This is a genomic window from Streptococcus oralis, from assembly GCF_026782375.1.
In the GTDB taxonomy this organism is placed as follows: Bacteria; Bacillota; Bacilli; order Lactobacillales; family Streptococcaceae; genus Streptococcus; species Streptococcus oralis_CL.
In genome coordinates this window covers 61156-87940 of sequence record NZ_JAKUWJ010000003.1, presented here as the reverse complement: position 1 = coordinate 87940, position 26785 = coordinate 61156, and the positions used below count along the sequence as shown (strand labels likewise).

22 protein-coding genes are annotated in these 26785 nt (G+C 42.1%); 12 read left to right on the top strand and 10 right to left on the bottom strand.

Annotated features, from left to right (window positions below):
• Positions 1-257 precede the first annotated feature (257 nt).
• Positions 258-542: a hypothetical protein gene (locus tag MK409_RS07325; protein ID WP_268705851.1), complete on the top strand. Its 285-nt coding sequence runs from the start codon at positions 258-260 to the stop codon at positions 540-542.
• A 550-nt stretch (positions 543-1092) separates the two neighbouring features.
• Here MK409_RS07325 and MK409_RS07320 read toward each other — a convergent pair.
• The 3 genes from MK409_RS07320 to MK409_RS07310 are packed head-to-tail and all read right to left on the bottom strand — an operon-like array spanning position 1093 to position 3175.
• The gene (locus tag MK409_RS07320; RefSeq protein ID WP_268705850.1) at positions 1093-1758 is read right to left on the bottom strand and encodes a hypothetical protein; all 666 of its coding nucleotides are present in this window, start codon (positions 1756-1758) and stop codon (positions 1093-1095) included.
• Between the two features lie 60 nt (positions 1759-1818).
• A complete protein-coding gene (locus MK409_RS07315) occupies positions 1819-2655 on the bottom strand; it encodes a VanW family protein (protein WP_268705849.1) in 837 nt (278 codons plus the stop codon).
• On the bottom strand, positions 2639-3175 hold the full coding sequence (locus MK409_RS07310) for a YqeG family HAD IIIA-type phosphatase (protein WP_268705848.1): 537 nt from the start codon (positions 3173-3175) through the stop codon (positions 2639-2641). Before MK409_RS07310 ends, MK409_RS07315 begins: the two co-directional genes overlap by 17 nt.
• A 156-nt stretch (positions 3176-3331) precedes the next feature.
• Between MK409_RS07310 and MK409_RS07305 the strand changes: the two genes are divergently transcribed.
• From MK409_RS07305 to MK409_RS07275, 7 genes are all read left to right on the top strand, one after another.
• The gene (locus MK409_RS07305; protein WP_268705847.1) at positions 3332-4078 is read left to right on the top strand and encodes a DUF6287 domain-containing protein; all 747 of its coding nucleotides are present in this window, start codon (positions 3332-3334) and stop codon (positions 4076-4078) included.
• Positions 4063-4242 (top strand): hypothetical protein, encoded by a 180-nt coding sequence (locus MK409_RS07300; protein ID WP_268705846.1) that lies wholly within the window; start codon positions 4063-4065, stop codon positions 4240-4242. Before MK409_RS07305 ends, MK409_RS07300 begins: the two co-directional genes overlap by 16 nt.
• Before the next feature lie 239 nt (positions 4243-4481).
• Positions 4482-5168, top strand: coding sequence for a helix-turn-helix domain-containing protein (locus MK409_RS07295; protein WP_268705845.1), 687 nt, complete (start codon positions 4482-4484; stop codon positions 5166-5168).
• A 3-nt stretch (positions 5169-5171) separates the two neighbouring features.
• Positions 5172-6587 (top strand): Y-family DNA polymerase, encoded by a 1416-nt coding sequence (locus tag MK409_RS07290; RefSeq protein ID WP_268705844.1) that lies wholly within the window; start codon positions 5172-5174, stop codon positions 6585-6587.
• On the top strand, positions 6584-6946 hold the full coding sequence (locus MK409_RS07285) for a hypothetical protein (protein ID WP_061598701.1): 363 nt from the start codon (positions 6584-6586) through the stop codon (positions 6944-6946). The genes MK409_RS07290 and MK409_RS07285 overlap by 4 nt, the downstream gene beginning before the upstream one ends.
• On the top strand, positions 6939-7223 hold the full coding sequence (locus tag MK409_RS07280; RefSeq protein WP_000197002.1) for a DUF5960 family protein: 285 nt from the start codon (positions 6939-6941) through the stop codon (positions 7221-7223). Before MK409_RS07285 ends, MK409_RS07280 begins: the two co-directional genes overlap by 8 nt.
• Before the next feature lie 112 nt (positions 7224-7335).
• Positions 7336-8124 carry an ADP-ribosylglycohydrolase family protein gene (locus tag MK409_RS07275; RefSeq protein ID WP_268705843.1) on the top strand — a complete coding sequence of 263 codons (789 nt, stop codon included), beginning with the start codon at positions 7336-7338 and terminating at the stop codon, positions 8122-8124.
• Positions 8125-8268: 144 nt separating this feature from the next.
• On the opposite strand, the gene MK409_RS07270 is transcribed toward MK409_RS07275, so the two are convergent.
• The 6 genes from MK409_RS07270 to MK409_RS07245 form a co-directional block, all read right to left on the bottom strand.
• Positions 8269-14166: an alpha-L-fucosidase gene (locus MK409_RS07270; protein ID WP_268705842.1), complete on the bottom strand. Its 5898-nt coding sequence runs from the start codon at positions 14164-14166 to the stop codon at positions 8269-8271.
• 341 nt (positions 14167-14507) lie between these two features.
• Positions 14508-14984, bottom strand: coding sequence for a glutathione peroxidase (locus MK409_RS07265; RefSeq protein ID WP_268705841.1), 477 nt, complete (start codon positions 14982-14984; stop codon positions 14508-14510).
• On the bottom strand, positions 14981-15559 hold the full coding sequence (locus MK409_RS07260; protein WP_096406050.1) for a DUF3278 domain-containing protein: 579 nt from the start codon (positions 15557-15559) through the stop codon (positions 14981-14983). The genes MK409_RS07265 and MK409_RS07260 overlap by 4 nt, the downstream gene beginning before the upstream one ends.
• A gap of 12 nt (positions 15560-15571) precedes the next feature.
• Positions 15572-15913 (bottom strand): hypothetical protein, encoded by a 342-nt coding sequence (locus MK409_RS07255; RefSeq protein WP_000838131.1) that lies wholly within the window; start codon positions 15911-15913, stop codon positions 15572-15574.
• 10 nt (positions 15914-15923) lie between these two features.
• Positions 15924-16466 (bottom strand): DUF3278 domain-containing protein, encoded by a 543-nt coding sequence (locus MK409_RS07250; RefSeq protein WP_268705840.1) that lies wholly within the window; start codon positions 16464-16466, stop codon positions 15924-15926.
• Between the two features lie 15 nt (positions 16467-16481).
• The gene (locus MK409_RS07245; protein ID WP_001082470.1) at positions 16482-16676 is read right to left on the bottom strand and encodes a helix-turn-helix transcriptional regulator; all 195 of its coding nucleotides are present in this window, start codon (positions 16674-16676) and stop codon (positions 16482-16484) included.
• Positions 16677-16838: 162 nt separating this feature from the next.
• Between MK409_RS07245 and rsmH the strand changes: the two genes are divergently transcribed.
• From rsmH to mraY, 4 genes are read left to right on the top strand one after another with little or no spacing between them, the layout of a single operon-like run.
• Positions 16839-17789, top strand: a complete 951-nt coding sequence (rsmH, locus tag MK409_RS07240; protein WP_268705839.1) for a 16S rRNA (cytosine(1402)-N(4))-methyltransferase RsmH — start codon at positions 16839-16841, stop codon at positions 17787-17789.
• A 10-nt stretch (positions 17790-17799) separates the two neighbouring features.
• On the top strand, positions 17800-18117 hold the full coding sequence (gene ftsL / locus MK409_RS07235) for a cell division protein FtsL (protein ID WP_049538152.1): 318 nt from the start codon (positions 17800-17802) through the stop codon (positions 18115-18117).
• Positions 18118-18120: 3 nt separating this feature from the next.
• Positions 18121-20376 (top strand): penicillin-binding protein PBP2X, encoded by a 2256-nt coding sequence (gene pbp2X / locus MK409_RS07230; RefSeq protein ID WP_268705838.1) that lies wholly within the window; start codon positions 18121-18123, stop codon positions 20374-20376.
• Position 20377: 1 nt separating this feature from the next.
• Positions 20378-21358, top strand: coding sequence for a phospho-N-acetylmuramoyl-pentapeptide-transferase (gene mraY / locus MK409_RS07225; RefSeq protein WP_268705837.1), 981 nt, complete (start codon positions 20378-20380; stop codon positions 21356-21358).
• Positions 21359-21427: 69 nt separating this feature from the next.
• Here mraY and MK409_RS07220 read toward each other — a convergent pair whose 3' ends face one another.
• Positions 21428-26611, bottom strand: coding sequence for an SIALI-17 repeat-containing surface protein (locus tag MK409_RS07220; protein WP_268705836.1), 5184 nt, complete (start codon positions 26609-26611; stop codon positions 21428-21430).
• Positions 26612-26785 lie beyond the last annotated feature (174 nt).

Sequence of the window (26785 nt, the reverse complement as noted above, 5' to 3'; positions counted from 1 at the left end):
CTAGGATAACAACTATTTTTACTACTTTACAATGATTATATATAGGACTTATCTATGAAATTTTTTGATGAAATTACTCACAAGAAATACCTACTCGTATCAAATGTTTAAGAAAAAAGTATAATTTAAAGCAAAGCGACCTAGGTAATGCAGGTCAAGTTAGCCAAGTTGAAAAGGGAGGAATTTGAAAGAATTTGTATCTTTTATTTTTTGTTTCATTTATGCCATATGCTACTGGAATAGTTAGTAGTCATTTCATGAGTCATACGACACAGCTCTTTTATGGACTGATCGTTATTGTTTCAACGGTAGCAAACTGGTTTTTACATAAAGTAATTGATAAACCCAATATAGATCAGAAAGAATTACTTGAAGCTACCGCACAATATAGGAAGTTATTGATACCTGACCTAATAATTAAAGGAGTGGGATTGATTCTATCCTTAATTCTCTATCCTCCGATTATGATGTATAGTGTTTTAATTGCGGCATTTTACATCATAACTTTAAAAACACTATCCGAAAAAAGAGTGAATAACTAAAAAACGGTGACCAAAGTTAGGTGTATTATTTTAATGCTTAGATACCTAAACTATTCCCCTATTTAAAAAATATTGATTCAGATTTTATGAAATTAAAAAGTAGATATTGTTCATAAAATCCTTGATATTACGCTGTTTTTAGTCCAACTGAAACCCATACTTTCCAAACCAGGTTTTAAGAAAGCTCGTAAAGCTTCACAATTTAGTAAACGTTAATTCGAAAGAATTACTATACTTACAAAGAGCACCTTTCGGGGTGTTCTTTTTTTGTACTTTTTACTAAATTGGTGCAATTGACACAGTTGTTGCGACTTTAGTCGCTTACAAATGTGGCTGCAACCTGACAAAGTTAGTTTCCTCAAAACGTTAATCAACACGATTATATTAACGTTTCAAAGCGCTCAAGAGTTATCTCTTGATTTTTTTAATGATTGCTAGTTTAGAATTATAATAATTGAATTATCGGAGTAAAATAAAAATTACCTTCCAAAAGTCAGATATAAAAATCTAATTTCTGGAGGGTAAATTCACTCTGAAAATCTATTTTAAATTATCTACCTATATAATCACAAACATTATTAATCTGCTTATGAATATCAGATCCAAATTTTTCTTCAAAAAATGCACTGCCAACTGTAAAGGCCCATGGATTCGTTTCTATTACTTCATCCAAACGTTCATAACAATCAATACTTCCAGCTAAACAAACTGGTGCTTGAATTTCTTGGACAAAAGCTTTACTCAATGCTACTGGATCACCAGTGTATCGATAACCTAGCAAATCGATACCGTAGACACCTTTTTCAAGGTATTCTCTCGCTTGTACAATCATACTTTCTATGGAACCTTCAAGAACAGATGGACGTCCAGCAATTTGGCCAACAAATGGCATATATTTGATTTGGTTATCTTTGCAAAACTGGTTGATAGAATCAAAGAAAACTGTTCCCATCAACACATCACACCCACATTCTTTTGCAATTTGTGCACCGCGAAGTCCACTTTCTTCATCATACTCAACAACTTCAAGAAAAGTAGTTTTACCACAAGCCTTCATTTCTGAAAATAGAGCCTTCATTTCTGAAATTGGGAGAGGTATTTCTTTAAACCCCCAACATTGAGCCTTAGAATTCTTACATGCTTCGAAGATGTCACGTGCATTTTCAATAGTGTGATCATTATGCGTCAGCATAACAATTAATTTAGGTGAGTTCATAAAAGTTCCTTTTTAACTTTTAATCTGAATACTATAGATTGGAAAATAAAAGGATTCAGATTATTGTTTAATCATTTCTTTAGGGATAAGATCAGGATCATACATCACTTTTGAATGATTTTTCAGAACAAGCTCTTTTTCCAAAGTCTGTTCAGTGATACGGTCCAGTTTTTCACGATAAATCAAAGAGTTACGATAGTAATGGTCCCCTTCTTTTTTGAAGTGGTGATTTTCTTCAACAATTTGATAAGTGAAGGGGAATTGTGATTCGCTACGTAATTCTCCAAACAGAATTTCATTTTCCACCCATATTCGTAGCTGAATGACTTGTTCAGTGTTGTTTTTGAAACGATAATCCTGATGATTATATTGAACAGATGTTCCGTTAGAAAACGGTTTTCGTGTATCCTTGTCTGGATCCAGTGCATCCGAATGAGCATGGAATTCCGTAATTTCCATAGGGCTATGAACAATTAAAAGATGAAGTAGGTTAGCTAAATTGCATAGACCTCCTCCAATACCAGATTGTACTTTCTCGTTGACAATTACTCGTCCTTCTTGGTATCCTTTTCTCTTTGTTATATTTCCAACTAAGCTCCAAAAAGAAAATTCTTCTCCAGGATAAATCATAATATGATTTAAAGTTTGGGCTGCAATTTGAATGTTAGTTGCTTTCCCTTTTTGAAGGTTGATATCAATACCTGGACCATGTTTTATTAACTGAGTAGAGTATGATGATACTAAGTTAGGTAGAAGTTTTTCTTGACGTACTTTTGAAAATTTTTTACCTTGCTTGAAATTTTGAATATGTCTTTTGAGATTTTCTTTCTTGAGAGAAATTTTATATGTGGTGGGACTAATCTCACAAAATAAAAGATCTTTATTCCAAAAAACCATGTGGATTCTCCTTCTTGAGTAAATCTAGATTTGTATTTTTTTGTCTTAAAAGAGGATAAGTCGATAGTAGAAGTTTTTCCACCCATCGTTTTTTACCAATTCCTCCCTCTTTAGGATCATATAAAAAATCAACTAAGATAGTAGGTATATTAGCTCGGCTAGCACCTAACACATCTGTAAAAAGTTGATCTCCAATCATCACTGTTTCAAAAGACTCTAGATTCATAATTTCAAGAGCTTTTATGAAGTTTTTTGGATTGGGTTTTTCTGATATAGGAATATAAGGGACGGCAAGATGTTGATTGAATTTGGATATTCTTTCTTCGTCGTTATTTGACAAAAGAAAGAGATGGAAACCAAGGTCTTTCAGTTTTTGGAAAAGTTCAATAACCTGTTCTGTTGCAGGAGCACCATGCATCACAAGAGTTTGATCTATATCGAAAATTAATCCTTTAAAACCAATTTGATATAATCTTTGATAGGGAATATCAAAGACGGTTTTTGCTCTTGCTGCAGGCATAAATGGGAACATATGGTGCATAGCCTCTCATTGTATTTATATATTAATAATTCTAGCACATATGCGTCGGGAGGTCAACCAGTCTAGAAGTAGCCGAGTTTTGTTTTTAAGCTTCATATGATACAATTAAGGAAAAATAATATAAAGGTGTTAGAAATGAAAATAGGAAAGATAATTAAAAGAACGGAAGATACTGTTTATATCGGTTATAATAATGGAAGCTTTCAAAAATCTGCTATTGGAAATTGTGAATTCGAGCCCAAAATCGGTGATATTGTTCATATCTATGAGTATCTAGTTGTAAAACTTGAAGCTAAAAATGCTACTTTTACTTATAAACCGAAGTATAAGATAACGAGCATTGTAGATGGAATTGCTAGAATACAGCTGAATACAGGAAATGAGCTAACTATTCCGATTCGTGACTTGAATTTTCAACCTAAATTAAATCAACTGGTTGAGATTTATCAGGATGCTGATGAAATGATCGTTCTACGATCGAAAGAAAAAGGTATCAACTTGCTGTTGCTTTTGTCATGTTCTTTAATTCCTATAGTGCTGACTAGTTTTATGTTCTTCTTTAATCATAAGAAGCAAGATGTAGAAGCAGTAAATACTACAGCAGAGCAGGTTTCTACTACTAGTACGACAGCGAATAGTACAACAACCCCTAGTTCAACGACTACTCAAGATAGTGTTACGACTTCGGAGGAAAAACTCTCGACACAAGAAGAGCAAACGAATGCTAGATCACAAAAAATAGATGAGCAAGCCATTCTAAAGGGAGATTTCTCTACTCTAGTTGAAACTTGGAGAAATGGCCTTGGGCAAGAGTTTACATTCGATAAAAATGGACTCGTAAACAGTGGAAACATTGAAAAAAGAGCATGGGTAGCCATGTAACGATTGAATTCAGCATTAGAGATGGTATCTCAGGCTATGGAATGAGTATTTATCCTGCTGGACTTATTATGCCTGGGTTAGATACTGATTTAACTAAAAATAGGCTGATTGCTGGTCAAGCTGCTCCAACCAGCTCAGAACAAGTTTTTTATAAAGTAGACTAAACGATTAACCATCTCATCAAATTTGAGATGGTTTTCTTCCTTATTTGTGAGTCATGATCATTTTATGAAGATGAAGTAAACATGCTTTTAAATTGGATTTTTCCACTAGACATTCAACTACTTTTTTTATATAATAAAACTAAATCAAAATGGTTGATTTTTGAAATGTAAGCTCAACCATCGATGTGTCTTTCTAAGGGAGATAATGTCCATTAAAGCATCACACTAGGAGGTGAATCATGTACCAACCAGAAAAACTCAAGGCTCGGAGAAAAGAGCTAAAATTGACACAGAAGGAAATTGCAGAGCAACTTGGGATTAGTTTTCAGGCGTACTCCGCTTGGGAACGCGGGATTAAGGAACCATCCAAGGAGAAGGTTGCTCAGCTGGAGAAAATTTTAAAGGTGGCTAAAGGGTATTTCACCCAGATAGAGATTGTCCGCCTCTACAATAGCCTCTCCAAACAAGGGAAGGAAAAGGTTGTTCTCTATGCTCGCAACCTAGCCCAAGAGGAACAAGTCCAGAAGGTTGTGGATATGCCAAAACGACTCTACGAATATCGTGTCTATGAACGCATGTCAGCAGGAATCGGGGCTTCGGTTTATGATGATCGGAATTTTGATACGGTTTACTTTAATGAGGAACTAGCCCACGATTTTGCTTCCTGGGTGGCTGGGGACTCCATGGAACCTAAATATCAAAATGGTTCAGTGGCTCTGATCCGAGAGACGGGATTTGACTATGACGGGGCAGTTTATGCAGTGGTTTGTAACAACCAGACCTATATCAAACGGGTCTATCGGGAGGAAGATGGCTTGCGTCTGGTCTCTATCAATCCTAAATACAAGGATATTTTCATCTCTTACGAGGAAGATCCTCGGATTGTGGGGATTATCGTTGGGAATTTTGTGCCAATGGAGGGCTAGCCTATGGGCTACTTTGATTATTCCAGAGAGCCCAAAAGTGACATTACCTTTGTCGATATGAAATCCTTTTATGCCAGTGTCGAGTGTGTGAAAAGGGGCTTGCATCCGCTGAAGACCTCGCTTTGTGTCATGAGTCGCGCGGATAATTCGACTGGTCTTATCCTAGCCTCCTCTCCCATGTTTAAGAAGATTTTTGGAAAGTCAAATGTTGGCCGGGCTTATGATCTGCCCTTTGATATCAAGACTCGCAAATTTTCCTATTACAATGCCAGAAAGCAGGGATTGCCTACAGATTCAGACTATGTTCGCTACATCGAAGATTGGGCTCAAGTCACCTTGATTGTCCCTCCTCGGATGGACGAGTACATCGCAGTCAATATGGAAATCCAGCGAATCTTTCAAAACTATGGTAGTCCAGATGATATTTATCCCTACTCTATCGATGAGGGCTTTATTGATCTGACTAGTTCGCTCAACTATTTCATCCCAGACAAGCATATTTCTCGCAAAGACAAGCTAGATATGCTTTCGGCTCGTATCCAGAGGGATATTTGGAGGCAGACAGGGATCTACTCTACAGTAGGTATGTCCAATGCCAATCCCTTACTGGCCAAGTTGGCTCTGGATAATGAGGCCAAGCACACCCCGACCATGAGGGCCAACTGGTCTTACCAGGATGTGGAAGAGAAGGTCTGGGCCATTTCCAAGATGACGGATTTTTGGGGGATTGGCAGGCGGATGGAGAAACGCTTGCATAATCTGGGGATTTTTACCATCAAGGAATTGGCAACCAGCAATCCCGACCAATTAAAGAAAGATCTGGGTCAGGCTGGCCTGCGTTTGTGGTTTCATGCTAACGGGATTGACGAGAGCAATGTTCATAAGCCCTATAAAGCCAAGTCCCAGGGTTTGGGAAATTCTCAAATCTTGCCGAGAGACTACGTGAAGCTACGGGATATCGAAATTATTCTCCGAGAAATGGCAGAGCAGGTGGCTATTAGACTGAGAAGGGCGGGCAAGAAAACAACTCTTGTCTCTATCTATCTTGGTTTCTCTAAACAGGAGGTTAGGCCGTCTATTCACACACAAATGAAGGTCGAACCTACCAATAATACGGCTATCTTAACGGATTATGTTTTGAAGCTATTTCATAATAAATACACTTCTGGAGCGGTCAGAAGTGTCGGAGTCAACTATTCAGGATTTGTGGACGAGTCCTTTGGTTTGATTTCCCTCTTTGATGATGTTGAGAAGTTAGAAAAAGAAGAAAGGCTCCAGACGGCCATTGACTCCATTCGGGAACAATTTGGTTTCACTTCCCTCTTAAAGGCTAATGCACTGGAAGAAGCCTCTAGGAGTCTTGCCAGAAGCAAGCTGATTGGTGGGCATTCTGCTGGAGGATTAGATGGATTACAATGATTGATCGTTCTTATTTACCTTTTCAATCTGCGCGAGATTATCAAGATCCAGGCATGCAGAAGTGGATGGGCTTTTTCCTCTCAGAGCATACCAGCTCGCTTGGTGAAGAAAAAAATCGTGTTGATTTTTCGACGAATTTGAATTCAGTTGAGAAGCTACTCTTGCTTTCTCAGCTTTATGTTGGGCAACTGAAGGGATGTTTTGTTGTCAAGGAAAGAAAGCAAAAAATGACGATCATCGGTGAGGTGAGCGAATTATCACCTCAAACTCTATCTATTAGGACAAATGAGGGATATAGGCTGGTAGAGATTGTAGATATCCTCGAAATTCGACTGTGGGAGGAGGAAGTTTATGACTAGAAAAGAGCTGTATGAAAACAAACTACAGATGGATTATTTTTCAGATAGTTACATCCGCTTTGAAGAGGATTTCCAAAAATACTCTGCCATGAATGTTCCCTTGACTTTTTTGATCGATGATATCTTACGAACCATGGCAATGAATCAGAAAAACTACTTCGTCTTGAACAAGGAAAATGCCAAGGATGGGAGAGAGCATCGCTTTTATTTTAGGGTGGTGACGGAAAAAGAGTCTCCTAGAAATCGAACCTATGCCTATATGGGACTGCAAGCATAGAGCCTGTCCAAGTCTCTGAAAAATGACTAAATATGCTATAATAAAGTAAATTTCAAAAGGATTTAATGGACTCTATTTTCATAAGAGTAGAGAATGTTGCAGGAGGTAAATAATGCTAGGAGCGGTTATTGGAGATATTGTTGGTTCTCGATTCGAGGCGGATAATCATAAAAGCAAAGAGTTTGATTTGTTCACCTCGGAATGTTGTCTGACAGACGATAGTGTGATGACTTTGGCCGTTGCTAAAGCCTTATTGGCTAGCAAGGAAGACTGGAGTCAACTGTCAAAAAATGCTGTCAAGTACATGCAGAAAGTCGGCCGTCATTATCCCAATTGTGGTTATGGAGGTCACTTTTTCCATTGGATTTTTTCTGAGGATCCTCAATCCTATGGTAGTTATGGTAATGGCGCCGCTATGCGCATTAGTGCTGTCGGTTTTGCGGCAGAAAGTATAGAGCAAGCCAAGTCTTTGTCACAAGCAGTTACAGCAGTGACTCATAATCATCCTGAGGGCATAAAGGGAGCTGAAGCGACGGCTGTAGCAATTTTCTTGGCACGAAATGGTGCTAGTATGGATGAAATCAGGGACCATATTGATAAGAATTACTATCCTATGGACTTTACTCTGGACGACATCAGAGAGGATTACACTTTTGATGTGACTTGTCAGGGCTCTGTTCCCCAGGCCTTAGAGGCCTTCTTTGAGTCTGAAAATTTCGAGGATGCTATCCGAAATGCGATTTCTATCGGAGGAGATAGCGATACTATCGCTGCTATCTGTGGAGGGATCGCTGAAGCTTACTATGGCATTCCTGAAGACATTAGACAAGAAGCTTTGCCTTTTTTAGATGACCGTTTGCTAGAAATCGTAGTTGACTTTGAAAATACCTATCCTCAATGATAACCTTATTTTAGAATTTTATACTAAAGCATCCATATAAATTTATGGATGTTTTTTATTTTCTAGAGATAGAAAAAGAGAAGACCAGATGGTCTTCTCTACGGGGGAACTGAAATAATGGAAAAGAATCAATCAAAGATTTTTTTAGTCTTTGAAATTCTTTTGGAAGATAAGGAGAGACAAGATAGAAGTAATAGCTGCCAAGAAGAGGAAGGCATTCGCTTCTTGTTCCCCAGTTGCTGGGAGTTGTTTTTCCTTTTCTCGTTTGACTGTCGTTGCAACAGGAGCTTTTTCATCTTTTGCTAGTGAATTGTCTGTTACGACTGGAGCAGGTTTTTCGGTCTCTCTTGGGAAAACATACTCAGGAAGGGTCACAACTGGTGGTGCCTCTGTTCCTACTGAGCTTTGTTTAGTACCCACCTCAATCACTCGATCCTGAGCCGGAGTTGTTTCCGTTTGAACAACCTTGCGATTGTCACCGTCTACTTCAACATACTCGACTAGGATACCGTCCTTACCTTCTGATAGAACTTGCTCTTTTCCTTTGTCTAATTGGGCATTTTCGCGACGGGTAGTCTTGAACGGTACTGGTTTATTGACAATTTCCAAACTTGGAAGTGTAAAGACAAGATCCTTAACTCCTTCTTCAGGACTTGAAGAAGTAATTGGTTTTTCTGGTTGAGCTGGAGTTTCCGGTTGAGTCGGAGTTTCCGGTTGAGTCGGTTTCTCAGGTTGAGCAGGTTTTTCCGGTTGCGCTGGAGTTTCCGGTTGAGTCGGAGTTTCCGGTTGCGCCGGTTTCTCAGGCTGAGCAGGTTTTTCCGGTTGCGCTGGAGTTTCCGGTTGAGCTGGTTGTTCAGGCTGAGCTGGAGTTTCCGGTTGCGCCGGTTTTTCCGGTTGAGCTGGTTGTTCAGGCTGAGCTGGAGTTTCCGGTTGCGCTGGAGTTTCCGGTTGAGCCGGTTTCTCAGGTTGAGCTGGTTTTTCCGGTTGAGCAGGAGTTTCCGGACGAGCAGGTTTTTCAGGCTGAGCTGCTTCGAGCTTGCTGATTTGTTCGAGAGCAGTTTCTAGTGCTTTGTTGACTGCTTCCTGAGTCTTAGCTTCTTGAATCGCAGCAATGGCTTGATCTGCAATTTCAACTAATTTCTTCTTAGCTTCGTTGTTAGAACCAAGCTCACCGACTTTTTTCTCGATAGCTTCAGTCAAGCTAGCCATGGCTTTATCATACTCAATTTCCGGTTGTTTTGGTTCAGCTGGTTGTTCAGGTTGTTCAGGTTTAGAAGGTTCTTCAGGCTGTTCAGGTTGATCTGGACTAGGTTCCTCTTGTCCTCTTTGATAGTTTTCGTCCTTGGATAGGATATCTTGTAAGGCACTGACTGTCAACATGACTTCTTGAACATCTACAGCTTCAGCACTGAGTTGGTTTCTCAATTTTTCTAGATTTGCTTGGAAAGCTTGACGTGCAGTAGCCGTATTTTTCAAACCTGCTGGATCAAAGTTTGACAGATCATCTTTCCATTTAGAGATAGACTGGATGATATCTGCCTTACTGTAGAGTTCACTGCCTTCGCCACGAGTGATGAATTGGTCTACCTGGATACCGATATTTCGAGACAAATCGTTTCGATCAGGATCGAGTTGAAGGGTGACTGCGTGCAAGTTTTCGTCCAGACCTTTTAGGCTAACCAGAGTTTGATTGCCTTGGCGTTGGGCAGCGTGACCGCTAAAGTATTTCTTACCATCAATAGTCGAAGCATTTCCCATGCCCTCTTGGTAAGGAACTTCTTTGCCGTCGAGGAATACCTTGTAGATACCATGATTTGGATCAACATAGCCCTTGATATCAAGTCCAGTACCGTAGAAGTAAGCTGTTACGGTTGTCTTTTTCTTTTGTTCATCAGTTAAGCGGCCAAAGGAAGCCCAAGACTCCGTCTTTTGGTATTTATCTGCGGAATTGGTTTCATGGTTCCAGCCAGGACTGTAATCCAACTGACTAGCTTGGTCATCATAGCTTGTTTGATCCTTGATCAGCAATTCGGCTTTCATCACTTGGATGGTTGCATCGGTAGCAAAACCGAGCAAGGCACCATCAGAAACAGAAGTGAGCTTGGCTTTGAAGTCAAAGATAGAGTCGGCTTGTTCTGTAAAGTCAATCGTTGGGATGGTCACAGTCTTTTCTGTTTCTCCATCTTCAAAAGTCACATCTTGAGTTGTATCTTGGTAAACTTTACCGTGAACCCCAGTTCCAGGTTCTGTGATGAAGCGAACAGTAGCAGTTCCCTTGCTTCCACCAACACGTTTAATTTTAACAGTGACTGGTTTTCCTTTTTCGACTTCGTAGTTGGTAGATTCGAGTTCAAACATTCCCTTGCTATCATTGTTTAGGGTGTAGATCCCTTCTGTAGCAATTGGTTCGCCTGTTTTATTTACAAGAGTAATAGTGTGTTGGCCTGGTGCTAAATCACCTGTCTCAAAGACTTTTTGGCTGCGTTTACGGCTTGTGTTCTTAGTTTGCACATCCGCAACTTTTTGGCCATCAACGTAGACGGACATTTCTCCATGACCTGGGTCGACTGTAGAGACGACATAGGCCTTGGTTCCTGTGAAGGTATAGCTGACTTTGGCATCTTTTTGATTGGTCCACATAGAAGTGCCACGCACACCTTCAGATTCATTGTACCAAGTTGTTCCGGCTGTATCCGCTGTTGTATTTGAGTGGTATTCAAGTCCAAGAGGGTAGCCATCTGTCTTTTCAATGCTGCTTGGTGTCTTGTAGACAGAGAAGTTGTTCAAGATAGGTGTAGCTTGTGCTCCTGTGATGGTCACACGAATTTTTTGTGCCTCTACAGGCTTACCTTGAATCAAGCGACGGTAACCAACAGTTGAACCTTCACCGTAAGTCACCCAGCGTCCGTTGATTTCAACTTCAATCTTGAAACCAGAGATACGTTGACCTTTGGCGATATCTTCTTTGAGTTCGACAACGTCAAAGCGTCTCTTTTGTCCTAAATCGACTGTGAAACTACCAGTTGTGGCATCATTTGAGAGCGCCCAGCTAGTATCATCTTTACCGTCAGTCAGGTGACTTTCCTTGTAGAGGTGGTTCTGACGAGTAGAACTTGCTGTTACAGTGGCCCCTTTGGCAAAGTCAGTCGCATACATCTGGTCTAGAGTTGCCTTGAACTCCTTCAAGCGAGCCACATCCGCATCTGCGAATTTTCCTTCTTTGTTTGGTGGAATGTTGAGAAGGAGAGGGGTTCCACGACCAACAGACTTGAAGTAGATATCCATCAACTCTTTGAGTGATTTCGGCTGTTGATTGTCATGGTAGAACCAACCAGAACGGATCGAAACGTCAGCTTCCCCTACAGAATACATATCACCATCTGGGTCACCATGGTTGAGGTATTCGTTTTTCACATCATCTGTGATCTTGGCTCTCTTGACTTTATGCCAGACAGGGTCACCTGCGATACCACGTTCATTTCCGATCCAGCGAACGCTTGTCGGTTGAGCAGAGAAGATGGCGATATCTCCTTCAGCTTCTTTGATGTATTTGAACCATTCATCAAAGGTATAGGTCACTTTTTGGGCACCGCTACCACGCGCACCGTCCATCCAAACTTCGATGAATTTCCCTTTATTTCCGTATTTTGGGTTTCCAAGGATTTCTTTCAGTTGGTTGAGATAGTATTGGTTGTATTCTTTTTCGGTTGCAACATGGTATTTTGGATGATTGGCATCCCATGGTGACAAGTAAACACCCATATTCATGTCATACTTGCTAGCAGACTTGGAAACTTCTTCGAGAAGGTCACCCTTTCCATCTTTCCATGGGCTAGCAGCTACGGTATGGTTGGTGTACTTAGATGGGTAAGCAACGAATCCGTCGTGGTGTTTAACAACCATAATGGTTCGTTTGAAGCCAGTTTCCTTCAGGGTGCGAATCCACTGGTCAGTATCCAAGTTGGTTGGATTGAAGTATCGAGGGTCTTCTTTCCCGTTTCCCCATTCAGAATTGGTATAAGTGTTCATTCCGTAGTGGATGAAGGCCGCCAATTCTTCCTTGTGGTAATCAAGTTGGGCCTTGCTTGGAAGAGGTCCATGGTTGCCAATCTCAGTTTCTTTATCTTCTGGATGAGCAACTGGAGGAGCTGGAGTTGTTGGATTGGCTGTATCAGCGATTGGCTCGTATTCAAAGACGACCTCATTAACACCTTTTTGCTGGATTCTTGCTTCCAAGCTAGCCTTAACTGGACGGTAGCCAGCAATGTCTTTGGCATGGAAGGTGTTGACAAAGGAAACATCATACTCTTGACCGTCATTGTTATCAACTGTCGCTTCCGCTAGTTCAGTAGTGGTTCCTTTTTGACGGTAGTAAACTTTGAAGGAGCCTTTGTTGACTTTATAGACCACCTTGATGACACGTGTACCAGCAGGCGCTTTGCTGACAACATTGTGATCTTCAGCCCAAGTATCTTTTAGTTGTTTATTGACCGCTACACCATCAATGGATACAATTTCGTATTTGTCTTTATTCTTCTGATAGAAGTCCGTTTTCTCGATTTCTTTTTTGAAATTGTAGTCAAATGGAGAATCAACAGCTGTCTGTTCGATGAAGGTATCATTATCTTTGACAGGATTTCCTTCTTCATCTTCGTGTTGGATAACAACGCGACCGTATTCAACTCCCTTGGTCAAGGTAGCAATCCCATCTTGGTTGAAGGAATATTCGTTACTTCCGATAACAGCTGTTTCGTTCCGAAGCATACGCCCCTCATCAGTAAAATAGTAACGATTTCCGTTATCTCCTTGGTACCAGCCTTTCACACCATATTTGGCAATCATGTCCTTAACCCATTTCAGTTGTTCAGGTGAAAGGACGAGTCCGCCACCAAAGCGATCCTTTTCAGGAACACCATTGTCAACGGTTCCGTGTTGGTGAACACCGAGAACTTTTCCTTGGCTATCTACAATCCCACCACCAGACAAACCAGATACAGAAGTGGTTTGGTAGGTGATACCGGTCGTTCCCTTATCATCGTAGGACTCAACAGATCGGATAGTCCCATCTGCCTTGTAAAGTTGGCCAGCTAGGATAGGCTGTTTTAACTCTTTTGAGCTCGAGTCTGTTGGGTAGCCAATCGTACTAATGGCTTCTCCTGGCTGATGCGTCTTGTGATCCGCTAAAGGTGCAAAGGTTGCTGCTTTGTTTGGACTAGCAATTGGAAGAGGAATAGGAGCTTCTACAAGAGCAAGGTCGTTCTTATAGCCTTTTCCAAACTCCTTCTTGTTCCAGAAATGGATGTCCTTTTCTCTAAATAGAACCGTAGTTCCAGAAGATGGAAGTGAGTTTTTCTTTTCGCTATTTGAACCAACGTTATAGTAGAACTGGGCAGATTTTCCACCACGGATGTGACCTTCGCCGTTTTCTTTATTGGCTTCTAGGAAGTTATGTGCAACGGTAAGAATCAAATTAGGTGCAACAAAGATACCAGATCCTGAAACGAGGTAGCGTTGCTCTCCTGCATTGTAAGTGCTGTAAACCATAGTGGCAGCAGTTGCAGGTTGTCCCTCGTAGTTGATGTGTTTGAGGTCTTCTCCACCTTTTATAATAGCACGGTTTCCGTTTTCAGCTTCTTTTGGAGTTTCTTCCTTATCCTTTAGAATGCTCTTAGTTTCTACTTTTGGACTAGCTTTCTTGTCAACGATAGTTGTCGTGTCGAGTTCTTTGACAGGTGTATCTGGATAGGCACGGTCTTGAATTTCTTCAGGGAGCAAATCAGCACTGCTGGTATCGGCAGCAGGTGTTTCTTGTTTTTCAGCTTCTACACGGCCTTCTTCTTTGACTGGTTCAGCCTTGGTCTCTTCTATATCTGCTACTTGTTTCATTTGCTGATCTAAATTGGATGTCGTGGCAGGAGACGTTTCGTCTGCACGTACGGTCCCAGAAGCAAAAAATGCCAGTCCCACGATAACAGATGCCACACCTACAGTCAACTTCCGAATGCTAAATGTTTGCCCTTTTTCAAAAAGGTATCGATTCATAATATACTCCTAGTTTTTAGAAAGGCAGTCAGCTACTGCCCAAGCCCAAGTCTGACTTGGTTACAACTTGATTTAATGAAAAACTCTCTGATAATTTGTAAGCCACCTTACCTCCTGTTTATAAAGCGCTTTCATTTTAAGATAAAAAAATTTAAAAGGTCATTTCTCCCTTAAAATGACTGAAAACTTTTAATATAACAAATATACTAAATTAATGAAAGAATTGCAATAGCAAAAAGCAAAAAAATAAATATAAATTAAAGAAAATCAGTTACTTTTTAAAGAAAAAATGCATCCTTTCATGGCTCAAACTAAATGAAAGGATACGTTTTAAAAAGAAATTAGAATATTTTTTGGAGAGAATCTTGGATGGTTTGGGGGTCTGTTTTGGAAGAGAAGCGCTCAAGGACTTGCCCATCTCGACCAATGAGAAACTTAGCAAAATTCCATTCGATTCGTTTTCCTAGCGGGCCAACTTTCTGGTCTTTTAGCCAAACATAAAGAGGATCTGCCTCCTTGCCGTTGACCTTGACCTTGGCAAAACGAGGGAAAGTTGTCTGATAGTGTAGGTTGCAGAAGCTATTGATTTCTTCTGCGCTGCCAGGTGCTTGTCCCATGAACTGATTGCAAGGGAAATCTAAGATTTCAAAGCCCTGATCTTGATAGCGTTCATAGAGGTCTTGGAGCCCTTGGTACTGGGGCGTTAAACCACATCCAGTAGCAGTGTTGACAATCAAGAGAACTTTGCCACGATAGCTATCCAGGGGAGTTGCTTGATTATTTTGGTTCAAAACAGAAAAATCATATATACTGGTCATTTTTCTATATTCTCCTTATGCATTCCTGATTCAGAGTGTTTCATCTCGTGTTCCGATAAAAAGGCATAGGTCATGGTTCCAAAGATGGCACCAATTCCCAAACCTAAGACTAGTAAAGGGAGCGTTTTATCGAACTGGGAGAGATTGTCCCAAAATGTGTCGAGAGGAAGATGCTGAACAAAGAGTTTGTGAAAGGCTGATAAGACAAACAAGCCAATTGGAATACTGATGAATACACCCCAACTACGAAGGTTGATCTGGCTTTTGCTATAGCTTTTGTGATGGATTTCGGACGGGTCATCCTTGTCTAAATGTAAGTTGCGAACTGCTAGTCTCGCCCTAGATGCGAGGACGAAGATAAGTCCAAAATAGAGGTAGGGCATGGCATCTCGAACCAACTCTATGAAGCGTCCAAATAGGAGATAGAACAGGAAGAGTAGGAGAGAGGAGTAAACGATTTGGATCAAGGCACGGGCACCTGCCTTGTAGATTATCTCTTGGCGGCATTCATCAAAGGGGCCTTGTATGTGAAAGAATAATTTGAGTAAGCGAGTGGTGAAATCTTCTTTTTTCATGGGAGTAACCTCCTAAATGAGCGATTTTTGATTGACTTCTTTAAAGAGTTGATAGAGAGTATAGAAGTAAACCAAACTAAAAATGATACAGATTATTAGAAATACCAGGTATCTCCAATCCATAGGATTTGTTAAAAGTTGTGGAAAGGATACGAGGATAAAACAGAGAGATGCGTTTAGAAGACGTATTTTTTTTGATTGGATTTTCTGGAATCTCTGTCCCTTGTTCAATACAGGAAGAAATAAAAGAAAGATAATCAAGAAAGGATGCTCAATATGTCCAGAAAGTAGGAAAAAGGTAACAAAGATACTGATAAAAACATGACTGATCAGTAGTCTAGCTAGTGATTTCATAAGGCACCCCCTAGTCGTCTTCTTGGTCTTTCTTGGCTTTTTGAATGCGAAGAGAGACGATAATTTGTATGGTCAATCCGAAGAAGAAGGTAGCTAGGATAGTTGATACAAAATGTCCTACATTTAAAAGAGAACCAAGATAATCCTTGCTATCATCGGTTAGGACATTCAGAAGTGGTATTCCAAAGAACATGCCCATGCCATAGATCAGACCGGCTTTTAGACCAGGAAAACGTAGCTGTTTACTTTCTTTCTGACTCAGCATCTCGGGATCAATAGCTGTGATGCCCGTTTTCTTGGTTTGGGAGACCACATAGAGGGCAGCCATCATCGAAATGCCAAACACCACGAGAGGATAGCCGATAGCGACAATTTGTGGATATTTATAAGCAAGGACAAAGGGAATGAGATTGCCAAATGTCATCAGATAAAAGAGAACGATAAAGACCTGATTCCCGATACGATCGGCTTCGCGCCGTTTGTGTTCGTCAAGGGGACCAGAAATACCGTATATGCGTTTGATAAGTTTGTCAGTGAGAGTTTCTTTTTTCATTTGTTTGCTCCTTTTTTAAAAATCGTCTTCCCAAAAGAGACTGTTGAGGTCAGTTTGGAGGCTGCGGGCGAGGTTGAGACAGAGTTCCAGGGTTGGATTGTACTTGTCGTTTTCAATCATGTTGATGGTCTGCCTCGAGACACCGATATCTTTGGCGAGCTCGAGCTGAGAAATGCCCAGTTCCTTGCGGAATTCTTTCACACGATTCATAGGGTCTCCTTTCTGATGTGTCGTATATATTTGACTATATTATATTCTTTTGAGGTCGGGGTGTCAAGTATATGTGACATTTTTTTGAAAAATTTTTTCGAAGAAACTTAGCCTTGTCTGACAAGTGCAAGCTGGTCAGATTTGTGGTAAAATAGATAGGATATGACAAAAGAATTTCATCATGTAACGGTCTTGCTTCATGAAACGATTGATATGCTTGACGTGAAACCTGACGGTATCTACGTTGATGCGACCTTGGGTGGAGCAGGCCATAGCGAATATTTATTAAGTAAATTGAGCGAAAAAGGGCATCTCTATGCCTTTGACCAGGACCAGAATGCCATTGACAATGCGCAAAAAAGGTTGGCACCCTATATCGAAAAGGGGATGGTAACCTTTATCAAGGATAACTTCCGTCATTTGCAGGCACGTTTGCAGGAGGCTGGTGTCCAGGAAATTGATGGAATTTGTTATGACTTGGGAGTGTCCAGTCCTCAGCTGGATCAGCGTGAGCGTGGCTTTTCTTATAAAAAGGATGCGCCACTGGATATGCGGATGAATCAGGAAGCTAGTCTGACGGCCTATGAAGTTGTCAATCATTATGACTATCATGACTTGGTTCGGATCTTTTTCAAATATGGCGAGGATAAGTTTTCTAAACAGATTGCCCGCAAGATTGAGCAGGCGCGTGAGGTGAAACCAATCGAGACGACGACTGAGTTGGCAGAGATTATCAAGTCTGCCAAACCTGCCAAGGAACTCAAGAAAAAGGGACACCCTGCCAAGCAGATTTTTCAGGCTATCCGAATCGAAGTCAATGATGAGCTGGGCGCTGCAGATGAATCCATCCAGCAGGCTATGGACATGCTGGCTCTGGATGGGAGAATCTCGGTCATTACCTTCCATTCGCTGGAAGACCGCTTGACCAAGCAATTATTCAAGGAAGCTTCAACAGTGGAAGTTCCCAAAGGCTTGCCCTTCATTCCAGATGACCTTAAGCCCAAGATGGAATTGGTATCCCGCAAGCCAATCTTGCCAAGTGCTGAAGAGATAGAAGCCAACAATCGTTCGCATTCAGCCAAGTTGCGCGTGGCTAGAAAAATTCACAAGTAAGAGGAAAAACATGGCAGAAAGAATCGAAAAAACAAGCCAGTTATTGCAATCGAAGTTTAAGGGTTTTTCACGTGTGGAAAAGGCCTTCTATGTTTCGATTGCTGCAACAATGATTATCCTGGCAATTAGCGTTGTGTTTATGCAAACCAAGCTATTACAAGTTCAGAATGAATTAACCAAGGTCAATGCTCAAATCGAGGAAAAGAAAACCGAGCTCGACGATGCCAAGCAAGAGGTCAATGAATTGATTCGTTCAGAGCGTTTGAAAGAAATTGCAAACTCCAAGGATTTGCAGCTGAATAATGAAAATATCCGAGCGGCGGAGTAAGATATGAAACAGTGGAAAGAAAAAATCATCCGTTATGCCGTTCGTAATCGCAAATCTCCAGAAGAAAACCGCCGAAGAGTAGGAAAAAGCCTGAGTTTATTGGCAGTCATACTCTTCGCTGTCTTTTTGGTGAACTTTGCGGTTATTATCGGAACGGGTAGTAAATTTGGTAAGGATTTGGTACAAGAGGCCAAAAAGGTTCACCAAACAACTAAGACCATCCCAGCCAAACGGGGAACCATTTATGATCGAAATGGGACACCTATTGCAGAGGATGCGACTTCTTATAATATATATGCCGTTATTGACAAGAACTACAAGTCAGCAACTGGTAAAATACTCTATGTAGAGGATTCTCAATTTAATAAGGTAGCTGAAATCTTCCATAAATACCTAGATATGGAGGAGTCTTATGTCAAAGAACAACTTTCTCAACCAGATCTGAAACAGGTATCTTTTGGAGCCAAGGGAAATGGGATCACCTATGCCAATATGATGGCCATTAAAAATGACCTCAAAACAGCTGGCGTTGAGGGAGTGGACTTTACAACTAGCCCTAACCGTAGTTATCCCAATGGACAGTTTGCTTCTTCCTTTATCGGTTTAGCGCAACTCCATGAAAATGAGGATGGAACCAAGCGTTTGATTGGGTCATCTGGTTTGGAGAGTTCTTTAAATAGCATTCTTGCAGGTACAGATGGAATTATCACCTATGAGAAGGATCGTCTGGGAAATATTGTTCCGGGTACGGAGCAGGCTTCCCAACAAACGGTAGACGGAAAGGACGTGTACACGACCCTTTCTAGTCCTTTGCAATCCTTTATGGAAACTCAGATGGATGCCTTCCAGGAAAAGGTAAAAGGCAAGTATATGACGGCTACCTTGGTCAGCGCTAAGACAGGGGAAATCCTCGCTACAACCCAACGTCCGACCTTCAATGCTGATACCAAGGATGGCATCACAAAAGACTTTGTCTGGCGAGATATTCTTTATCAAAGTAACTACGAGCCAGGATCCACCATGAAAGTGATGATGTTGGCTTCAGCTATTGATAACAATACCTTCTCTGGTGGCGAATACTTTAACAGTAGTGAATTGAAAATAGCTGATGCGACCATTCGAGACTGGGACGTCAATGCAGGGTTGACTAGTGGTGGCACCATGACCTTCTCCCAAGGTTTTGCCCACTCAAGTAATATCGGAATGACCTTGCTTGAGCAAAAGATGGGAGATGCAACCTGGCTGGACTACCTCAACCGTTTTAAGTTTGGGGTACCGACCCGTTTTGGTTTGACAGATGAGTACACAGGTCAATTGCCTGCTGATAACATTGTCAATATTGCCATGAGCTCATTTGGACAAGGGATCTCTGTTACCCAGACCCAGATGCTTCGTGCCTTTACAGCCATTGCCAATGATGGGGTTATGTTGGAGCCGAAATTTATCAGTGCCCTCTATGATTCAAATGACCAGTCTGTCCGTAAGTCTCAAAAGGAAATCGTCGGAAATCCTGTGTCAAAAGAGGCAGCATCCTCTACTCGAGACCACATGGTCATGGTTGGAACAGATCCTGTCTACGGTATCATGTACAACCATAGCACAGGAAAAGCAACTGTCAATGTTCCAGGTCAGAATGTCGCCCTCAAATCAGGGACTGCTCAGATTGCCGATGAGAAGAATGGGGGTTACCTGACAGGTGAAACCAACTATATCTTCTCTGTTGTGTCGATGCATCCTGCAGAAAATCCTGACTTTATCCTCTATGTAACGGTGCAACAGCCAGAACATTATTCAGGTGTTCAGCTGGGAGAGTTCGCCAACCCAATCCTTGAGCGAGCTTCTGCCATGAAAGAATCCCTCAATCTTCAGTCAACTGCCAAAAGCTTGGATCAGGTCAGCAAGACGACAAGCTATGCTATGCCAGCTACCAAGGACTTTACTCCGGGTGACCTAGCAGAGGAATTGCGTCGTAACCTGGTCCAACCAATTGTTATCGGAACAGGAACCAAGATTAAGGATCTCTCGGTTTCTGAAGGAGATAATTTGGAAGCCAATCAGCAGATCTTGATTTTGTCTGATAAGGTCGAAGAAATGCCTGATATGTATGGCTGGACAGATGAAAATGTGCAAACATTGGCCAAATGGCTCAATATAGAAGTCGAGTGGGAAGGTAGCGGTAAGACGGTCAAGAAACAAAGTGTCCGAGCCAATACTGCCCTCAAAGACCTTAAAAAAATGAAAGTAACATTAGGAGATTAAGATGATTAGTTCCATTAGTGCTGGAATTCTAGCCTTTCTGTTGACCTTGATTGGCATTCCAGCCTTTATCCGATTTTATCGAAAAGCGCAGATTACAGGTCAGCAGATGCACGAGGATGTCAAGCAACACCAAGCTAAAGCTGGGACTCCAACCATGGGAGGTCTTGTCTTCCTTATCGTTGCAGTAGTCGTGAGTTTTCTGGTTGCTCTCTTTACCCAACAAATGACCAACAATGTCGGCATGATTTTGTTTATCTTGGTTTTGTATGGTTTGGTAGGCTTTTTGGATGATTTTCTCAAGGTCTTTCGTAAGATTAACGAAGGCTTAAATCCTAAGCAAAAGCTTGCTCTCCAGCTCCTTGGAGGAGTGATCTTCTACCTCTTTTATGAGCGTGGTGGCGATATGCTTTCAGTTTTTGGCTACCAAGTTCATCTGGGAATTTTCTATATTTTCTTTGCCCTTTTCTGGCTAGTTGGCTTTTCAAATGCGGTGAATCTGACTGACGGGATCGACGGCTTAGCAAGTATTTCCGTAGTGATTAGCCTGTCTGCCTACGGTGTGATTGCTTATATGCAAAATCAACTGGATATTCTTCTTGTGATTCTTGCCATGATTGGTGGTTTGTTAGGTTTCTTCGTCTTTAACCACAAGCCTGCCAAGGTCTTCATGGGAGATGTGGGAAGTTTGGCTCTAGGTGGGATGCTGGCAGCAATCTCTATGGCCCTCCACCAAGAATGGACCCTTTTACTGATTGGGATTATCTATGTCTTTGAGACAAGCTCTGTTATGATGCAGGTCACCTACTTCAAACTTAGTGGTGGGAAGCGTATTTTCCGTATGACACCTGTCCACCACCATTTTGAACTTGGAGGATTCTCAGGCAAGGGCAATCCTTGGAGCGAGTGGAAGGTTGACTTCTTCTTTTGGGGAGTTGGACTTCTAGCCAGTCTCTTGACCTTAGCCGTTTTATACCTGCTGTAAAACTAACTTTTGATTATAAAATAAAACAGGATGAAGGTGATCTTCATCCTGTTTTTGTGTGCTTAAAGGTTAGTTGGAGTCATCCTTTCTCCCTTTTAACATAAAAGTGGCTGTAAGGGCTAGGCTGAGGCCTGCTAAGAAGAGGAGGGGGTTAGATGCTTCCCCTGTTGCTGGAAGTTGTTCTTTAGGAGAATGATTTCCAGCTTTAGCAAGACTCGGACTAGCTGAAAGTTGTTCAGCCTCGTGTGCCAAGGTTTCTGCATCTGAAGCACTTGGCTTTTCATCTGTACTAGGGGTTGTTCCAGCAGCTTGATAGACGACAGCATAGGTACTGAAATGACTAGTGATGAATTCTGCCTTTCCTTCTCGAACGTCGAAATCAAGGGCTTGCAACTCCTTGGTCGGAGTAATATAGTAGACCTTTTTTACGTTAGCTGAAATAGGCAAGCGAACCAAGACAGAGCCTTTTGGTTGCAAGCTATGATCTGTTGGATTTTTAAGTTGTAGGTCGTAAGCATCATAGGTCTTGCCAAAGAGTTCCTGAGCTAGGACACGTCGGCTAGAGATGTGAGAAATTCCTTCTAGGTCACTGACTCCACCAATAATTTCCACTCCAGTTTCTTTATCTTTTAAGACTCGAACTGGATAATCAGGAAGGGTAAGGGTTGGAGCAGCCTGTTCCCCACTAGTTCCGATAGGGTCAGTGTACTCATTTTTTTCAACAGTAGGAGCTTCCTCTTGCCCTGCCGTTCCGATAGGCTCGGTGTACTCAGGTTTTTCAACAGTAGGAGCTTCCTCTTGACCTGCAGTTCCGATAGGCTCGGTGTATTCAGGAATTGTCACTGTAGGCGGTTCCTCTTGAGCTGCAGTCCCGATAGGGTTGGTGTATTCCGGAATTTCAACAGTAGGCGGTTCCTCTTGTCCTACCGTTCCGATAGGCTCAGTGTATTCAGGCTTTTCAACTGTAGGTGGCTCTTCTTGTCCTGCAGTTCCGATAGGTTTAGTGTATTCAGGAATTTCAACAGTAGGAGCTGGTTCCTCTCCCTTGCTTGTAGTTGGTTGCTTCTCGTCAACCTTTTTCTCATCTTTTTTAGTAAAGACGGCTACGATAGGGCTGCTTGTGGTATTTCCTTGAATGGTATAAGCTTCAATGGCATTTCCAGCTTTGCGATTGGTTTCGTCAGGAATTGGGATTTGAACTTGATTGTCTTGGATTGATAGGATAGTCTGATCTCCACTTGTAACTAGATGTGTTTCATCCACCTTACGCAAAACTAGAGGATCTTTGACACCTGGGAAGGTCACAGCGATGGCTTCCCAGTCTCCAGACGGTAGGGTTAAGGAAATTTCTTTGTCGTTTTCCTTGAGAGGAGCGATACTTGGACTATCTATACCAACAGCTGGGGCTTTGATGATGTCAAAAGAGTCCAGAGAAATTTTCTTGCGACCTTCTGGTGAATCTGGGTCAACACGTAATGTCAGGGTGTGCGGACCGTCAGTGAGATTTGTAAATTCGCCAATAAAGGCTCTCTTTTCAGTTGCGCCTGAAGTGTAGAAGTCTAGACTTGGCATTTCTTTGCCATCTAGTGTAACACGTGCTCGTCCAAGGGCAAGGCTCTTCAAACCATAGATACGAATACCTGTCCCTGTAAAGGAAATAGTTGCCTGAGCTTCTGAAGCTGCACTAGAGTCGCTATTGTTGATATCAGCGTACTTTTCCGTGCCTCCGTAGAGTTCCGGGTCAGACCAGTCCTTAAACTGGGCACCATACTGGATGCGCGAATCACGATCATCCATTTTTTCAATCGTGCTTCCTTTTCCAGATAGGACCTTGAAGTAGTCTAAGGAAATTTTTGAGCGCTCACTACCACGTCCTTTGTGCTCACGTTTAACGCTAAGAGTCAATATGTGAGGTCCGTCAGACAATCCTGCGAAGCGACCAATGAGACTACCTTTTTCAGTTGCCCCAGCAGTATGGAAGTCAAGTTCGCCGACTTCTTTGCCATCAATTTTAGCAGTGGCAAGACCTAATTCAGACGATTTCAGTCCATAGATTTCGATACCAACGCCAGTGAAAGGAATGGTGGCAGTGAGGTCTTCGTCTGTGTAGTCTCCTTTTGAAAGGTCAGCAAATTTCTCTGTTCCTCCAAATAATTCTGAGTCTGCCCAGTTTCCGAAGGCAGCTCCGTACTGGATACGGTTATCTCGGTCGTCCATCAACTCGCTATAGGTTTCTACAGTTGCTTGTTCAGAGACTTGTGTAGAAACTTCGTCCAGCATGGCTTTGACCGTATAGGTATAGGCATGTTGAGGATTGAGTGATCGGTCGATAAAGTGGGTTTGATTGGTTACAAATTCTCTGCTTGCAGAGGCTTGGCCAGACGCGTCTTTCACTTGTCTTTGGATGACATAGTGGGTAGCGCCTTCTACTTGGTTGAAGGTAAGTTCGGCAGAGACACCATTTTGTCGAACTGCTGTCAGACTGGTTACACGACCAGGGAAATGTTCAAAGGTAATGACGTCCCCTTTTTGAGTTGCTAGTTGGATGCGATTATCTTTAAGGATCGTTGCCTTGACTGCTTTGCCATTGACCTTGATTTGGCTGGCTTCGATATTTGGATAGTCTACAATTAGGTCTCCACCGACATTTGAAAGGAAGGACAAGCTTTGCAAGTTCTTATCTTTCCACTTCATGCTGACTTCAAAGTTTCCACGGGCAACCAAGCCAGAAACCTGACCGTCCTTCCAGGCATCTGGAAGGGCTGGCAATGGTGCAATATAGCCAGTGTGTGATTGAAGGAGCATTTCTGCCATCCCACTGGTTGCTCCGAAGTTGCCATCGATTTGGAAAGGCGCGTGGGTATCCCAAAGGTTTTCTAGGGTTGAATACTTGAGCTGTTCGGCGAGCAAGCGATGGGCACGGTTACCGTCCAGCAGACGAGCCCAGAGGTTGATTTTATTGGCCTTAGACCAACCAGTACCACCATCTCCACGGTGGTTGAGGGTAGCACGCGCAGCCTCTAGGTATTCAGCCTGGTCCTTGCTAAAGAGCGTACCTGGGAAGAGACCAACTAGATGGGAAACGTGACGGTGGTTGTTTTCAATCCCTTCATTGGTGAATTGTGGACTGTCCTCCTCGTACCATTCCTTGATACGTCCTTCTTTATTGATATGAAGTGGTTTGAGTTTGTCAAATTTAGCCTTGACCTCTGTGACTAAATCTTGGTCGACATTCAGATGGTTGGCGACTTCCATGTAGTCGTGGAATAGCTGCCAGACTAGCGATTGGTCAAAGGTATTTCCGATGGTAATGGTCCCGTGTTCAGGTGAGTAGGATGGAGAAGACACCCAACGGTCACTGGCCTGGTCATAGTGCAAGAAGGAGTTCCAGAACTTGGCAGTCTCCTTGAGCATTGGGTAAATCTTTTCTTTGAGATAGATCTCATCCTTGGTGAACTTATAATAGTCATAGACGTTCTGCATCATCCAGGCATTAGCAGCTGGAGACCACCCCCAATAGTAATTCCAACCAGGCGTAGTCCAGCCAAATGGTGTCGCCTGGGTGTGGACCAGCCAACCATTTTCTTGTCCGTCTTTGGATTCGATACCGGCGTATTCCTTAGCGGCGATACGGCCATAATAGCGCATGTCGTCAATGTAATTGATCATGGGCTTGGCAGTTTCAGCAAGGTTGCTCATGTAGGCTGGCCAATAGTTCATTTGCAAATTGACATTGAGGTGGTAGTCAGCGTTCCAAGGTGGATTATCTACAGCATTCCAGACTCCTTGTAGGTTGGCAGGAAGGGCATCTGTCCGATCACGAGACGAACTGATGAGTAGATATCGGCCGTATTGGAAGAAGAGTTCTTCCAATTTTTGCCCTTTTTCTGGTTTATAGCCTTGAAGAGCCTCTTTTGTCGTTTGAGCAGTCTTGTTTCCGCCTAGATTTAGTTTAACGCGGTTAAAGAGTCTTTGATAGTCCTTGATATGGGCCTTTTTAAGTGTTTCGTAGTCTTTGGCCTTAGCTGCTTCGACAATCCCTTTAACTGTTTTTTCGAGGTCAATGTCTTTTCGATAGTTGGTTTTTGGATTCTGAGCAAAGTTAGTCTTGGCACTGAGATAGAGGGTCGCATAACTTGCGCCTGTAACGGTTAGTGTCTCGTCCTGAACAGTCACCTTTCCATCTGTTTTAATTCCTAGATAGGATGCAAACTTGAGGCCGTTATCTTTGACAGTTCCCTTTAGAAGGATTCCGTTTGCATCTGTAGTGACATGACCATTCTTATAGTTGGAATATTCCCAAGAGTAGTTGCCATTAGCAAGCAAGTCTTCTGTCAAACTGTTCCAAAGGGTAAAGTCAAGTGTCTTGTTTCCTTTTTTGGTCAAGTGGGTTACAGTGACATCATCAGGATAGCTGGAGAAGGTTTCGCGTTTGAAAGTCGTCCCATCTTGGGTGTAAGAAGTGGTCGTAGTGGCTTCAGTGATGTCTAGATTACGGTGATAATCAGTTACAGTATCTAGTCCTTTCTTCTGGTTATTAAAGACCATGAAGATATCTCCAAAGGCTAGGTAACGTCCATACTGGGCGTTGTTTGGTCCGACTAGATTTTGTTCAGCTAGCTGTTTAGCTTTTTGGCGGTCACCAGCTTCAAGGGCTTTACGTATCTCTGCTAAGACCTTGTAGCGATCCTTGTAGTTTCCTCCATTATAGTCGGTGCTATCGGGTTGTGGTCCTCCTGACCAGAGGGTCTTTTCGTTGTACTGGATTCTCTCTTCCCCAATGAGACCGAAAACCTTGGCTCCCATCTCTCCATTTCCGACAGGAAGGGCTTGTTTTTCCCATCCATCATAGGAGGGAGCTGTTGGCTGATCGTAGTTGAGTTGATAGTTTTCTTGCTTTGTCACTGGCTGATCTGCTTTTTCAGGTTCCTTATTTTCTTTAGCTTCTACAATGGCTTCTTCACTAGCTTGACTATTTGTCTTTTGAGTCTCCTCAGCTAGCTTGCTTTCGGAAACTACTGGACTCTCGGCTAGAGACGGTTTTGTAGTTTCAGTCGCTTCAGCTGCTTTGGGTTCACTATCAGGCTTAGTGACAGCTTCGACAGAGGTTGGTTCAGTCTGCTTGACCTCAACACTGTCTGCGGCTACAGTGTGGTTGACTAGAAAAACAGCCCCCAGTAAAACAGAAGCAGTCCCAACCGTCAGCTTGCGGATGCTATAGCGACAGGATTTCTCCCAAAAGTGTTTTTTCATAAAACCCTCCTTCATTTGTTAGAAACCGCTTACATTTTATAAAGCAGTTTCGTTTATTTTGTTTCTATTTATCTCCTCACCTCTCATTCTAATGGTCGATTAGCATTTGTCAATAGCTTTTTGGTGAAAAACATATTTGATATTGCTTTTTCTTAAAAAAGTAGAAGAAAGAGA